This window comes from Streptomyces sp. cg36 (assembly GCF_041080675.1).
Classification (GTDB): domain Bacteria; phylum Actinomycetota; class Actinomycetes; order Streptomycetales; family Streptomycetaceae; genus Streptomyces.
Genome location: NZ_CP163520.1, coordinates 2,210,557 through 2,224,597, shown reverse-complemented (window position 1 = coordinate 2,224,597; position 14,041 = coordinate 2,210,557). Strand labels below are relative to the sequence as shown.

Below are 14,041 nucleotides of genomic sequence, written 5' to 3'. Positions count from 1 at the left end.
CCCCGGACAAACCCCTGCGGCCCCGCCCCGGCCTACGGTGGGAAGGACAAGCAAGACCCATCTACCTCGGAAGGGCCGGGATTCGACATGACTTCCACCCACGCCTTCTGGCTCGCCGGCCGCCAGGCCACCGGTGCGGACAGCTTCGACGTCACCTCCCCCTGGGACGGCCGGCTGGTCGGCAAGGTGAGCGTCCCGACCGAGGACCAGGTCGAGGAGGCCGTCGCCGCCGCGCACGCCGTGGTCGAGGAGTTCGCCGCGACCCCCGCGCACGTACGCGCCGCCGCCCTGGACCACGTCTCCAAGCGCCTCACCGAGCGCACCGAGGAGATCGCCCAGCTCATCTCCGCCGAGAACGGCAAGCCCATCAAGTGGGCCCGCGGCGAGGTCGGCCGTGCCGTCTCCGTCTTCCGCTTCGCGGCCGAGGAGGCCCGGCGGTTCAACGGCGGCGAGGCCCAGCGCCTGGACACCGACGGCGGCGGCGTGGGCCGGCTCGCCCTGACCCGCCGCTTCCCCAAGGGCGTCGTCCTCGGCATCGCGCCGTTCAACTTCCCGCTGAACCTGTGCGCCCACAAGGTCGCCCCGGCCATCGCGGTGGGCGCGCCGATCATCCTCAAGCCCGCCCCGGCCACCCCGCTCTCGGGTCTCGTCCTGGGCGAGCTGCTGGCCGAGACCGAGCTGCCCGCGGGCTCCTGGAGCATCCTGCCGGTCGCCAACGAGAAGATGCCGGCCCTGGTGCAGGACGACCGCCTGCCGGTCATCTCCTTCACCGGCTCCGACAAGGTCGGCTACGCGATCATGGACTCGGTGCCGCGCAAGCACTGCACCCTGGAGCTCGGCGGCAACGGCGCGGCCGTCGTCCTCGCCGACTTCGCCTCCGAGGAGGACCTGGACTGGGCGGCGACCCGCATCGCCACCTTCTCCAACTACCAGGGCGGCCAGTCCTGCATCTCCGTGCAGCGCGTGATCGCCGACGCCGCCGTCTACGACCGGCTGCTGCCGAAGATCGTCGCGGCGGTCGGCGCGCAGGTCACCGGCGACCCGTCGGACGCCTCCACCGACGTCGGCCCGCTGGTCAGCGAGGACGCCGCCAAGCGCGTGGAGTCCTGGGTCGACGAGGCCGTCGCGGCCGGCGCCGAGCTGCTCGCGGGCGGCAAGCGCGACGGCGCCGCCTACGCGCCGACCGTCCTCACCGAGGTCCCGGCCGACACCACGCTGGCCCGCGAGGAGGTCTTCGGGCCGGTCCTCACCGTGCAGAAGGTGTCCGGCGAGGCCGAGGCGTTCGCGGCCGTCAACTCCTCCAAGTACGGCCTCCAGGCGGGCGTCTTCACGCACGACCTGCAGACCGCGTTCCGCGCCCACCGCGCCCTGGAGGTCGGCGGCGTGATCGTCGGCGACGTCCCCTCGTACCGCGCCGACCAGATGCCGTACGGCGGCGCCAAGGCGTCCGGCGTCGGCCGCGAGGGCGTGCGCTACGCGATGGACGACTACACCTACGAGCGCGTGCTGGTCCTGACCGGCCTCGCCCTCTAGGACGTACGCACAGGACGGCCGGAGCCCGGGGACGGGGTCCGGCCGTTTCGTGTGGGAGGGGTGGCTGGCCCGCCCGGAATCGGGTACATACGGACGAGTAGCACTGTCCGGTAACGGGGTGCGTGCGCGCCCCGCACACGTCGCGGCGAGGAGAACCCCTCATGACCGCACCACACGGCACACCGAAGGTCTCCGAGCGCGAAGCGCGCCGGGTCGCCGAAGCCGCGCGCGAGCAGGACTGGCGCAAACCGAGCTTCGCGAAGGAACTCTTCCTCGGCCGCTTCCGGCTCGACCTCATCCACCCGCACCCGCTGCCCGCCCACGACGACGTGGAGCGCGGCGAGGCGTTCCTCGCCAAGCTGCGGGACTTCTGCGAGACGAAGATCGACGGCGCCCTCATCGAGCGCGAGTCGAGGATCCCCGACGAGGTGATCAACGGGCTCAAGGAGCTCGGCGCGCTCGGGATGAAGATCGACACCAAGTACGGCGGGCTCGGCCTCACCCAGGTGTACTACAACAAGGCGCTGGCCCTGGCCGGTTCCGCCAGCCCCGCGATCGGCGCGCTGCTCTCGGCCCACCAGTCGATCGGCGTGCCCCAGCCGCTGAAGCTCTTCGGCACCCAGGAGCAGCGGGACGCCTTCCTGCCGCGCTGTGCCCGCACCGACATCTCCGCCTTCCTGCTCACCGAGCCGGACGTGGGCTCCGACCCGGCCCGCCTCGCCACCTCGGCGGTCCCGGACGGCGACGACGCCTATGTGCTGGACGGCGTGAAGCTGTGGACCACCAACGGCGTCGTCGCGGACCTGCTGGTCGTGATGGCCCGGGTGCCGAAGTCCGAGGGGCACAAGGGCGGCATCACGGCGTTCGTGGTGGAGGCCGACTCGCCGGGCGTCACCGTGGAGAACCGCAACGCCTTCATGGGCCTGCGCGGCCTGGAGAACGGCGTGACCCGCTTCCACCGGGTGCGGGTGCCCGCCGCGCACCGGATCGGCCCCGAGGGCGCCGGGCTGAAGATCGCCCTGACCACGCTGAACACCGGCCGCCTCTCGCTGCCCGCGATGTGCGTCGGCGCGGGCAAGTGGTGTCTGAAGATCGCCCGCGAGTGGTCGGCGGCGCGCGAGCAGTGGGGCAAGCCGATCGCCCAGCACGAGGCCGTGGGCTCCAAGATCTCCTTCATCGCGGCCACCACCTTCGCCCTGGAGGCGGTCCTCGACCTGTCCTCGCAGATGGCCGACGAGGACCGCAACGACATCCGCATCGAGGCGGCGCTGGCCAAGCTCTACGGCTCCGAAATGGCCTGGCTGATGGCCGACGAGCTGGTCCAGATCCGCGGCGGACGCGGCTTCGAGACCGCCGACTCGCTGGCCGCCCGCGGCGAGCGGGCCGTACCCGCCGAGCAGATGCTGCGCGACCTGCGCATCAACCGGATCTTCGAGGGCTCCACCGAGATCATGCACCTGCTGATCGCCCGCGAGGCCGTCGACGCGCACCTGTCGGTGGCGGGCGATCTGATCGACCCCGACAAGAAGCTCCCCGACAAGGCCAGGGCGGGCGCCGGCGCCGCCGCCTTCTACGCCCGCTGGCTGCCCAGACTGCTCTCCGGGCCGGGCCAACTCCCCAACTCCTACAGCGAGTTCGGCGAACTGGCCCAGCACATCCGGTACGTGGAGCGGTCCGCCCGCAAGCTGGCCCGCTCCACCTTCTACGCCATGTCCCGCTGGCAGGGCCGGATGGAGACCAAGCAGGGCTTCCTCGGCCGGATCGTGGACATCGGCGCCGAACTCTTCGCGATGAGCGCCGCCTGCGTACGGGCGGAGCTGCTGAGCACCGGCGGAGAGCACGGCAAGGAGGCGTACCAGCTGGCCGACGTCTTCTGCCGGCAGGCCAGGATCCGGGTCGACGAACTCTTCGACCGGCTCTGGGCCAACACCGACGACCTGGACCGCAAGGTCGTCACCGGGGTCCTCGCGGGCGCCTACACCTGGCTGGAAGAGGGCGTCGTCGACCCCTCGGGCGAGGGCCCGTGGATCGCGGACGCCACCCCGGGACCGGCCAAGGGCGAGAACGTCCACCGCCCGATCCGCTGAATCCGCCCGGCAGTTGGGACACCGCGGGCCCCGGACCCCCGGTGTCCCGCCGGGCCCCCGGGGCCGCCGCGCGGACGCGGGGGCGGGGAGTGCTGTCCCGGCACACAGCCGATGAGGCAACAATGGGGGGATGAGCGACAGCCCAGCCCCCCTCGCCGACCCGCACCTCGCCTTCGATCCCGCCGAAGGCCGCCGGGACATCGTCGTCCTCGGCGCCACCGGGTCCATCGGCACCCAGGCCATCGACCTGGTGCTGCGCAACCCCGACCGCTTCCGCGTCACCGCGCTCGCCGCGTCCGGCGGACGGGTCGGGCTCCTGGCCGAGCAGGCGCGACGGCTGCGGGTCCGCACGGTCGCGGTCGCCCGGCCGGACGCGGTGCCCGCGCTGCGCGAGGCGCTGACCGCGCAGTACGGCGCCGAGCCGCTGCCCGAGATCCTCGCCGGCCCCGACGCGGCCACCGAGCTCGCCGCCTCCGCGTGCCACACCGTGCTCAACGGCATCACCGGCTCCATCGGCCTGGCGCCCACGCTGGCCGCCCTCTCGGCGGGCCGCACGCTGGCGCTCGCCAACAAGGAGTCGCTGATCGTCGGCGGCCCCCTGGTGAAGGCGCTGGCCGCGCCCGGCCAGATCATCCCGGTCGACTCCGAGCACGCCGCCCTCTTCCAGGCGCTCGCCGCCGGCACCCGCGCCGACGTCCGCAAGCTGGTGGTCACCGCCTCCGGCGGCCCCTTCCGCGGCCGTACGCGCGCGGAGCTGGCCGACGTCACCCGCGAGGACGCCCTCGCCCACCCGACCTGGGCGATGGGCCCGGTCATCACGGTGAACTCGGCGACGCTGGTCAACAAGGGCCTCGAAGTCATCGAGGCGCACCTGCTCTACGACATCCCCTTCGACCGCATCGAGGTCGTCGTGCACCCCCAGTCGTACGTGCACTCCATGGTCGAGTTCACCGACGGCTCCACCCTCGCCCAGGCCACCCCGCCCGACATGCGCGGCCCGATCGCCATCGGCATCGGCTGGCCCGAGCGGGTGCCGGACGCGGCCCCGGCCTTCGACTGGACCAAGGCGTCGAGCTGGGAGTTCTTCCCGCTGGACACCGAGGCGTTCCCGTCGGTGGGACTCGCCCGGCACGTGGGGGAGCTGGGGTACACGGCTCCGGCGGTGTTCAATGCCGCGAACGAGGAGTGCGTGGACGCGTTCCTGGCGGGACGGCTGCCCTTCAACGGAATCATGGATACGGTCACAGAGGTCGTCGCCGAGCACGGCACCCCCGCCGAGGGAACCTCCCTCACGGTCTCGGACGTCCTGGAAGCGGAGACCTGGGCACGGGCCCGGGCCCGTGAACTCGCGGTGAAGGCGACAGCGGAGGCGCGCGCATGACGATTTTGATGACGGTCCTCGGCATAGTCGTCTTCGTGATCGGCCTGCTCGTCTCGATCGCGTGGCACGAGCTGGGCCACCTCTCCACCGCCAAGATGTTCGGCATCCGGGTGCCCCAGTACATGGTGGGCTTCGGCCCGACCATCTGGTCGCGGAAGAAGGGCGACACCGAGTACGGCATCAAGGCCGTCCCGCTCGGCGGATACATCCGCATGATCGGCATGTTCCCGCCCGGGGAGGACGGCCGGATCACCGCGCGGTCCACCTCGCCCTGGCGCGGGATGATCGAGGACGCCCGCTCGGCGGCCTTCGAGGAGCTCCAGCCGGGCGACGAGACGCGGCTCTTCTACACGCGCAAGCCGTGGAAGCGCGTGATCGTGATGTTCGCCGGGCCGTTCATGAACCTGATCCTCGCCGTGGCGATCTTCTTCGGCGTGATGATGACGTTCGGCGTGAACACCCAGACCACCCAGGTGGGCAAGGTGTCCGACTGCGTGATCTCGCAGAAGGAGCAGCGCGACAGCTGCAGGGCGTCGGACCCGGTCGCCCCCGCCAAGCAGGCCGGGCTGAAGGCCGGTGACAAGATCGTCGCGTTCAACGGCGACAAGGTCGGCGACTGGTCGGCGCTGCAGAAGCACATCCGCGACACCATCGGCCCGGCCACCATCACCGTCGAGCGCGACGGCAGGCCGGTCGACCTGCACGCGAACCTGATCAAGAACGACGTCGCGAAGATCGACGGGTCCGGGAACTACACCTCCGGCACCACCTCGGCAGGCTTCCTCGGCTTCAGCCCCGCCACCGGCATCGTCCAGCAGTCCTTCGGCCAGTCCGTGGACCGCATGGGCGACATGATGCGCTCGGGCGTGAAGTCGCTGGTCGCGATCCCCTCCAAGGTCCCCGACCTGTGGAACGCGGCCTTCAACGGCGAGGAGCGCAAGGCCGACTCCCCGATGGGCGTCGTCGGCGCGGCCCGGGTCGGCGGCGAGGTGTTCACCCTGGACATCCCGCCGGAGAACCAGATCGCGATGATGCTGTTCCTGGTCGCGGGCTTCAACCTCTCCCTGTTCCTCTTCAACATGCTCCCGCTGCTGCCGCTGGACGGCGGGCACATCGCGGGCGCGCTGTGGGAGTCGCTGCGACGCGCGGTCGCCCGGGTCTTCAAGCGCCCCGACCCGGGTCCCTTCGACGTGGCGAAGCTGATGCCGGTCGCCTATGTGGTCGCCGGGATCTTCATCTGCTTCACCCTGCTCGTGCTGGTCGCGGACGTGGTGAACCCGGTCAAGATCTCCTAGCGGTCGTACGTGAGTGTGGGGCGGCCCGGGCGCATGGAGCGTCCGGGCCGCCCCTTCGAATGAACTCTCGGGGCGCGGTGTGCCCGGGCCCCTCGCGGTGACGTAACCTCGAAGGCTGGAGCCCGCCGATCTCGGGACCTTGATCCACACCTTGGGGTTGCACAGCAGATGACTGCGATTTCACTGGGAATGCCGTCCGTACCGACCCGGCTGGCCGAACGTCGCAAGAGCCGGCAGATCCAGGTCGGGTCCGTAGCGGTCGGCGGTGACGCCCCCGTTTCGGTGCAGTCGATGACGACGACGCGTACGTCGGACATTGGTGCGACGTTGCAGCAGATCGCGGAGTTGACGGCGTCGGGTTGTCAGATCGTGCGGGTGGCGTGTCCGACGCAGGATGATGCGGATGCGTTGGCGACGATTGCGAAGAAGTCGCAGATTCCGGTGATCGCGGATATTCATTTCCAGCCGAAGTATGTGTTCGCGGCGATTGATGCCGGGTGTGCGGCGGTGCGGGTGAATCCGGGGAACATCAAGCAGTTCGACGACAAGGTGAAGGAGATCGCGCGGGCGGCGAAGGACGCGGGGACTCCGATCCGTATCGGGGTGAACGCGGGTTCGCTGGATGCGCGGCTGCTGAGGAAGTACGGGAGGGCGACGCCGGAGGCGCTGGTGGAGTCGGCGCTGTGGGAGGCGTCGCTGTTCGAGGAGCATGGTTTCCGGGACATCAAGATCTCGGTGAAGCACAACGATCCGGTGGTGATGGTCGAGGCGTACCGTCAGCTGGCGGCGCGGTGTGACTATCCGTTGCATCTGGGGGTGACGGAGGCGGGTCCGGCGTTTCAGGGGACGGTCAAGTCGGCGGTGGCGTTCGGGGCGCTGCTGAGTCAGGGGATCGGTGACACGATCCGGGTTTCCCTGTCGGCGCCGCCGGCGGAGGAGATCAAGGTGGGGATCCAGATCCTGGAGTCGTTGAATCTGCGGCAGCGGCGTCTGGAGATCGTGTCGTGTCCGTCGTGCGGGCGTGCGCAGGTGGATGTGTACAAGCTGGCGGAGGAGGTCACGGCGGGTCTGGAGGGTATGGAGGTGCCTTTGCGGGTCGCGGTGATGGGGTGTGTGGTGAATGGTCCGGGTGAGGCGCGTGAGGCCGATCTGGGTGTGGCGTCGGGGAACGGCAAGGGGCAGATCTTCGTGAAGGGCGAGGTCATCAAGACAGTGCCCGAGTCGAAGATCGTGGAGACGCTGATCGAGGAGGCGATGAAGATCGCCGAGCAGATGGAGAAGGACGGCGTCACCTCCGGCGAGCCGCAGGTGTCCGTGGCGGGTTGATCCCCCGCCCCGCCCCGCCCCTTCCCGAAACGAGGGGTGTCGTTCGTCTGCGGACCGTGGATGGCTGGTCGCGCAGGTCCCCGCGCCCCTGCCGGGGCGCCCCGCAGGCGAACACCGGGCAAGCCGCGCCGCCGCCCCGCCGGGTACAGTGCGGAGATCAGCAGACCGTATGGTGAGGCCCCACGTGTTGACGCAGACCACCACCCGGGTCCTCGAACCCGGTGACCTCGGCGCGGCGCTCGCCGTCCTGGACAGCGATCCGGTCGCCAACGCCTTCGTGGCCTCCCGCGTGCAGGTCGCCGGGCTCGACCCCTGGCGCCTGGGCGGCGAGATGTGGGGCTGGTACACCGACGGACGGCTGCGCTCGCTCTGCTACTCCGGCGCCAACCTCGTACCGATCTGCGCCACCCCCGAAGCGGTCCGCTCCTTCGCCGACCGGGCCCGCCGCACCGGCCGCCGCTGCTCCTCCATCGTCGGCCCCGCCGAGGCGACCGGGCTGCTCTGGAAGCTGCTGGAACCGCACTGGGGCCCCGCCCGCGAGGTCCGCTCCCACCAGCCGCTGATGGTCACCGAGCGGATGCCCGACGACGTCGTGCCCGACCCCTACGTACGCCGGATCCGCAAGGACGAGATGGACGTGATCATGCCCGCGTGCGTGGCCATGTTCACCGAGGAGGTCGGCGTCTCGCCGATGGCGGGCGACGGCGGGCTCCTCTACCAGGCCCGGGTGGCCGAGCTCGTGGGCTCCGGCCGCTCCTTCGCCCGCATCCAGGACGGCAAGGTCGTCTTCAAGGCCGAGATCGGCGCCGCCACCGCGCGCGCCTGCCAGATCCAGGGCGTCTGGGTCGCCCCCGAACACCGCGGCAAGGGCCTGTCGGCGGGCGGCATGGCCGCCGTGCTGCGCTACGCGCTCGCCGATGTGTCCCCGGTGGTCAGCCTGTACGTGAACGACTTCAACACCGCGGCCCGCGCCTGCTACCAGCGGGTCGGCTTCCGGGAGACCGGGGCGTTCATGAGCGTCCTCTTCTGACACTCTCGCCCGGCGCATCTGACAGTAGGGTGCGGACCATGGCACCTTCCTTTGGAGCCGGTCCCCGGACCCCCGAGGTCACGGTCGGACCGCTCGACCTCGCCGCCCGCGTCGACGAGGCGTTGGCCGTGCAGGCCGTCGCCTTCGGCCTCAGCGCGGACGAGGTCGGCGTGCGCCGCCACATCGTGCTGCGCCACCTCGGCTGCCGCGGCGCGCGCGCCCTGGGCGCCACCACTCCCGACGGGACCCTCGTCGGCTTCGTCTACGGGATGCCCAACGACCGTACGCACTGGTGGTCCACGGTCGTCGAACCGTATCTGCGCCACAACGGCACCGACGCCTGGCTGGACGACTCGTTCGTGATCACCGAACTCCACGTCCACCCCTCCCACCAGGCCCGGGGCGTGGGCCGCGAGCTCATCACCCGGATCACCGACAGCGCGGCCGAACCGAAGTCGATCCTGTCCGCCATCGACACCGAGAGCCCGGCGCGCGCGCTCTACCGGGCGCTGGGCTACGGGGACCTCGCCGAGCAGGTGCACTTCCCGAGCGCCCCGCGGCCGTACGCGGTGATGGGGGCGCCCCTGCCGCTGCGGCGCTGACCGGCCGCCCGGCCCGCACCGGCGCCGCGAAACCGATTACCGTGCGCACGCCGGGCGCGGATAACCTCCTGACACCACCCGTGTACGCAACAGGAGAGAACCCATGGCAGCCGCCCAGGTCCAGCGCATGTCCCGTCTGATGGTCAAGACACTGCGCGACGACCCGGCGGACGCGGAGACGCTCAGCCACAAGCTGCTGGTGCGCGCCGGATACGTGCGGCGCAACGCGGCCGGCATCTGGACCTGGCTGCCGCTCGGCAAGAAGGTCCTGGACAACATCTCGAACATCGTCCGCGAGGAGATGGACGCCATCGGCGCCCAGGAGGTGCTGCTGCCCGCGCTGCTGCCCAAGGAGGCGTACGAGGCGAGCGGGCGCTGGGACGAGTACGGCGACCTGCTGTTCCGCCTCAAGGACCGCAAGGGCGCGGACTACCTCCTCGGGCCCACCCACGAGGAGATCTTCACCCAGACCGTCAAGGACCAGTGCACGTCCTACAAGGACCTGCCGGTGATGCTCTACCAGATCCAGACCAAGTACCGCGACGAGGCCCGGCCCCGCTCGGGCGTGCTGCGCGGGCGCGAGTTCCAGATGAAGGACTCGTACTCCTTCGACACCACCGACGAGGGCCTGGCCGAGTCCTACGCGCTGCACCGCGAGGCGTACCGCAAGATCTTCGCGCGGCTGGGCCTCGACTACCGGATCGTCTCGGCGGTCTCCGGGGCGATGGGCGGCTCGGCCTCCGAGGAGTTCCTGGCCCCGGCCGCCGCGGGCGAGGACACCTTCGTGGACTGCCCGTCGTGCGAGTACGCGGCGAACACCGAGGCCGTGACCTTCGCGGCCACCGCCGTCGACGCGGCCGGGACCGGCCCGGTGGAGGAGCTGGACACCCCGGACACCCCCACGATCGAGTCGCTGGCCGCCCTGCTCGGCGTGCCCGCCTCCGCCACCCTGAAGAACCTGCTGGTCAAGGTGGACGGCGAGATCGTGGCGGTCGGCGTGCCGGGCGACCGCGAGGTGGACCTCGGCAAGCTGGGCGAGCACCTGGCGCCCGCCGTGGTCGAGCTGGTGACGGCCGAGGACTTCGCCGACCGGCCCGACCTCGTACGGGGTTACGTCGGCCCGCAGGGCCTGGACGAGGTCCGCTACATCGCCGACCCCCGGGTGGCGCCCGGGACCGCGTGGGTGACCGGCGCCAACAAGGCCGACACGCACGCGCGCAACGTCGTCTGCGGCCGGGACTTCGAGGTCGACGACCACCTCGACGTGGTCGTCGTCGAGGAGGGCGACCCGTGCCCCGCGTGCGGCGCGGGCCTCAAGCTCGACCGGGCGATCGAGATCGGGCACATCTTCCAGCTGGGGCGGAAGTACGCGGACACCTTCCAGCTCGACGTGCTGGGCCAGCAGGGCAAGCCGGTGCGGGTCACCATGGGCTCGTACGGGATCGGCATCTCGCGGGCCGTCGCCGCGCTCGCCGAGCAGACCGCCGACGGGCAGGGGCTGTGCTGGCCCGCCGAGGTCGCACCGGCGGACGTCCACGTGGTGGCGGCGGGCAAGGCGCTCCAGACGGAGGTGGCGCTCGACGTGGCCGCGCGTCTCGCCGAGGCGGGGCTGCGGGTGCTGGTCGACGACCGGGCCGGGGTGTCGCCCGGGGTCAAGTTCACGGACGCGGAGCTGCTGGGCGTGCCGAAGATTCTGGTGGTCGGGCGGCGGGCCGGTGAGGGTGTGGTCGAGCTGAAGGAGCGGCGTACGGGGGAGCGGGAGGAACTCGCGCTGGAGGAGGCGGTGTCCCGCCTGCGGGGCTGACCCCGGACGCGGGGCCCCGGCCCCGCACCCCGGCCCCGTCCCCCCGGGTTCGCCCGCGGGCCGGTGCGGGGCTGGCGAAGGGGTGCTGTTCGTCTGCGGGCCGGTGCGGGGCTGGCGAAGGGGTGCTGTTCGTCTGCGGGCCGGTGCGGGGCTGGTCGCGCAGTTCCCCGCGCCCCTTGGGGGGCCGTCGTTTGTCTGCGGGCTGTGGTCGCTTCTCGCGCCGTTCCTCGCGCCCCTTGGGGGCCCTCGTTTGTCTGCGGGCTGTGGTCGCTTCTCGTGCCGTTCCTCGCGCCCCTTGGAAGCGTCCCCCGGGGCGTCCAGGGGATGGCCGCGCAGCGGCATCTTCAGGGGCGCGGGGAACCGCGCGGCCAGCCCCCACCGGCCCACGGGTGGTCCCTGGGCCGGGTTTACAGCCAGCCCGCGAACTCCAGCAGCAGTTCGGCCTCCTGGGTGCGGCCCGCCGTGCGGGCGCGGAGGCCGGACTCGACCGCGCGGAACAGGGTCCAGCCGTGCAGCCGCTCCCGGTCCACGTCCAGCGCGTCGGCCAGCTTGTTCACCCGGCGCCGGGCCTGCGAGGCCCCGCTGGGTGCGGCGATCAGGTCCTCGACGCGGTCGCGGACCAACCGGGCCAGGTCGTAGGCCCGTTCGCCCACCACCGGCTCCGGCCCCACCGTCAGCCACGGCGTCCGCTCGCCCGAAAGCACCTTGCTCTGGCGGAAGTTGCCGTGCAGGAGCAGCGCCTCGGGCGGCGCCGCCAGCAGCTCGGCGCGGGCCGCCAGCGCCGCCCGCGTGAGAGCGGCCGTCCCGTCCGCCAACGCCCCGTCCATCGCGGCGGCCTGACGGTCCGTCCGCTCCCCGACCGTCTCGAAGCCGTGCCCGGCCGGCGGTTCCACCCACAGCCGCCGCAGTGTCCCCGCCGCCTCCAGCAGCGCCTTCGCCTCGGGGAGCGACCGCAGGGAGACCTCGGAGTGGAGGCGCTCCAAAAGGAGGCCCTCCCCGGTCTCCGCGTCCGGTTCCAGGAGCTGCGCCGCGCCCCAGCCGCCCCAGTGCCGCAGCGCCGCCCGCTCCAGCTCCGGCCGTGCCTCGGCGGGGGCCAGCTTCAGCGCCGCCGCGGTGCCGTCCTGGCGCCGTACGAGGAGGACGAGGCTGCTGCGGCCACCGGGCGCCTGCACCCGGTCGACCGCGAGCCCGCGTTCCGCGACCGCCGCGTCGGCGAGGCCGGGCAGCCGCCCGAGCCAGCCCGCCGCGACGTCGTCCCCGTACGTCTCGCCGAGCGCGCGTACCAGCCGCTCAGGCGCTTCGAAAGCCATGCGTGCGTCGTCCCTTGGTCAGCCAACAGTGGGGCCCGGACGTTCGGCGAGCCCCGGAAAGGCTACGCTGCCGCCCCGCCACCGCCCCGCCCGCACCGCCGCCTCCCGCAGCGCGGACGCCGCCTCCCGGCGCAGCGGACCGGTGGCCGCCCGCACCAGGTCGGAGTAGACGCCCGCCACCCGGTCCTCCAGTTCGGCCGCCAGCCGCAGGGCCGCCGCCGCGTCCGGCACCGGGAACGGCAGCGCGTACGCGGGCGCCGAGGCCACCGGGGCCGCGCCCAGGTCGCGCACGGTCCGGGCGAGCGCGTCGCGCCGGGCGCGGTGGGCCGCGTACGCCTCGCGCGCCTCGGCCGTACGGGCCGCCTCGACCCGGCCGCCGACCACCCCGTACCCGTAGACCGCCGCGTGTTCCGCGGCCAGCGCGGCCTGCGCCGCCTCCACCGCAGTCATCGCGCGCCGCCCTCCCGCCGGGTGAGCAGATAGGCGTGGACCGCGCCCGCCGCCGCGACGGACGCCAGGAGCCGGGCGAGCTCGGGGGGCGCGTCCGCGAGGGCGGCGGTGTGCGCGTCCGAGACCCGGCGGGCCTCGGCGGCCAGCTCCCCGAGCGCCCGGCCCGGATCGTCGGGGACCGGCGCGGGGGAAGGGGAGGGCGGGGCGGCGGCGGGGGTGCGGGGCGCGGTGCCCGCCAGCGCCGCCGCGTGCTGGGCGGCCTCCGCGCGCAGCGGCGCGAGCACGTCCCGTACCGCCGGATGGCGCACCGCTACCTCCTCGTACCGGTCGCCCAGTGCCGCACTCAGCGCGGCGGAGCGGCGGCGCAGCGCGGCCTCCGCGCGGGCCGCCGCCTCGGCGCGCGACCGGGCGGCCCGGTCGGCGGCGCCGGGCCCGGACGACCGCGAGCAGCCCGTGAGCAGGGCGGTCGCGGCGGCGCCGGTGGCCGCGAGCGCGGTTCTGCGCGGGGTGCCCGCCGTCGGGGCGTCGGTCACCGGCACGTCTGTCTCCCCTGCGGGCCGTGGGCCCGGGGGCCGCCAAGTGATCACCGCAGGCGAGCGTACCCGCGCGGTGCTCCCGGTGGACGGCAACACCCCTCCGGACCGGATACCCTTTGATCTGACGGCACGGGCATGCCGTACGCGACGATCCCACAACAGCACACGCGGCCGAGGAGTCACCCGGATGAGCACGACCCAGAGCGAGAGGCTGCGCGGACTGCTGGAACCGCTCGTCAGCGCGAAGGATCTCGACCTCGAGGAGATCGAGGTGTCCCGGGCCGGCCGCCGCCGGATGCTGCGGATCGTCGTCGACTCCGACGAGGGCGTGGAGCTGGACACCTGCGCCGAGCTCAGCCGCGCCGTCTCCGACGCGCTCGACGAGAGCGACGTCATGGGGGACGAGGAGTACGTCCTCGAAGTCACCTCCCCGGGCGCCGAGCGCCCCCTCTCCGAGCCGCGCCACTACGCGCGCGCCACCGGGCGGCTCGCCCGGCTGACGCTGACCGAGGGCGGCGAGCTCGTCGCGCGCATCCTCGGCGTCGACGAGGAGGGCCTGGACCTGGAGGTGCCGGGCGTGAAGGGCCGCAAGGCCACCGCCCGCCGCGTCGCCTTCGCCGAGATCGCCAGGGCGCGCGTCGAAATCGAGTTCAACCGCAAGGACAAGAAGGAAGAGGAGGCGTAGCC

Annotated in this window: 12 protein-coding genes; 9 read left to right on the top strand and 3 right to left on the bottom strand. The window is 72.6% G+C overall.

Annotated elements, in window-relative coordinates; all coding sequences use genetic code 11:
- Positions 1–87: 87 nt before the first annotated feature.
- The 8 genes from AB5J87_RS09740 (at position 88) to AB5J87_RS09705 (ending at position 11,058) form a co-directional block, all read left to right on the top strand.
- On the top strand, positions 88–1,533 hold the full coding sequence (locus AB5J87_RS09740) for an aldehyde dehydrogenase family protein (RefSeq protein ID WP_369375988.1): 1,446 nt from the start codon (positions 88–90) through the stop codon (positions 1,531–1,533).
- A gap of 161 nt (positions 1,534–1,694) precedes the next feature.
- Positions 1,695–3,620, top strand: coding sequence for an acyl-CoA dehydrogenase family protein (locus tag AB5J87_RS09735; protein ID WP_369375987.1), 1,926 nt, complete (start codon positions 1,695–1,697; stop codon positions 3,618–3,620).
- 130 nt (positions 3,621–3,750) lie between these two features.
- Positions 3,751–5,001, top strand: a complete 1,251-nt coding sequence (gene dxr / locus AB5J87_RS09730) for a 1-deoxy-D-xylulose-5-phosphate reductoisomerase (protein WP_369375986.1) — start codon at positions 3,751–3,753, stop codon at positions 4,999–5,001.
- On the top strand, positions 4,998–6,296 hold the full coding sequence (locus tag AB5J87_RS09725; RefSeq protein ID WP_369375985.1) for an RIP metalloprotease: 1,299 nt from the start codon (positions 4,998–5,000) through the stop codon (positions 6,294–6,296). The genes dxr and AB5J87_RS09725 overlap by 4 nt, the downstream gene beginning before the upstream one ends.
- Before the next feature lie 168 nt (positions 6,297–6,464).
- On the top strand, positions 6,465–7,622 hold the full coding sequence (ispG, locus tag AB5J87_RS09720; RefSeq protein WP_369375984.1) for a flavodoxin-dependent (E)-4-hydroxy-3-methylbut-2-enyl-diphosphate synthase: 1,158 nt from the start codon (positions 6,465–6,467) through the stop codon (positions 7,620–7,622).
- 169 nt (positions 7,623–7,791) lie between these two features.
- Positions 7,792–8,652, top strand: a complete 861-nt coding sequence (locus AB5J87_RS09715) for a GNAT family N-acetyltransferase (protein ID WP_369375983.1) — start codon at positions 7,792–7,794, stop codon at positions 8,650–8,652.
- Positions 8,653–8,690: 38 nt separating this feature from the next.
- Positions 8,691–9,254, top strand: a complete 564-nt coding sequence (locus tag AB5J87_RS09710; RefSeq protein ID WP_369375982.1) for a GNAT family N-acetyltransferase — start codon at positions 8,691–8,693, stop codon at positions 9,252–9,254.
- 103 nt (positions 9,255–9,357) lie between these two features.
- Positions 9,358–11,058, top strand: coding sequence for a proline--tRNA ligase (locus AB5J87_RS09705; RefSeq protein WP_369375981.1), 1,701 nt, complete (start codon positions 9,358–9,360; stop codon positions 11,056–11,058).
- A gap of 407 nt (positions 11,059–11,465) precedes the next feature.
- On the opposite strand, the gene AB5J87_RS09700 is transcribed toward AB5J87_RS09705, so the two are convergent.
- The 3 genes from AB5J87_RS09700 to AB5J87_RS09690 are packed head-to-tail and all read right to left on the bottom strand — an operon-like array spanning position 11,466 to position 13,351.
- Entirely contained in the window at positions 11,466–12,368 is a 903-nt protein-coding gene (locus AB5J87_RS09700; protein WP_369375980.1) for an aminoglycoside phosphotransferase family protein, read from the bottom strand.
- Positions 12,369–12,386: 18 nt separating this feature from the next.
- A complete protein-coding gene (locus AB5J87_RS09695; RefSeq protein WP_369375979.1) occupies positions 12,387–12,818 on the bottom strand; it encodes a ferritin-like domain-containing protein in 432 nt (143 codons plus the stop codon).
- Positions 12,815–13,351 carry a hypothetical protein gene (locus tag AB5J87_RS09690; RefSeq protein ID WP_369383446.1) on the bottom strand — a complete coding sequence of 179 codons (537 nt, stop codon included), beginning with the start codon at positions 13,349–13,351 and terminating at the stop codon, positions 12,815–12,817. The genes AB5J87_RS09695 and AB5J87_RS09690 overlap by 4 nt, the downstream gene beginning before the upstream one ends.
- Positions 13,352–13,541: 190 nt before the next feature.
- On the opposite strand from AB5J87_RS09690, the gene rimP reads away from it, so the two are divergent.
- Positions 13,542–14,039: a ribosome maturation factor RimP gene (gene rimP, locus AB5J87_RS09685; RefSeq protein ID WP_369375978.1), complete on the top strand. Its 498-nt coding sequence runs from the start codon at positions 13,542–13,544 to the stop codon at positions 14,037–14,039.
- Positions 14,040–14,041 lie beyond the last annotated feature (2 nt).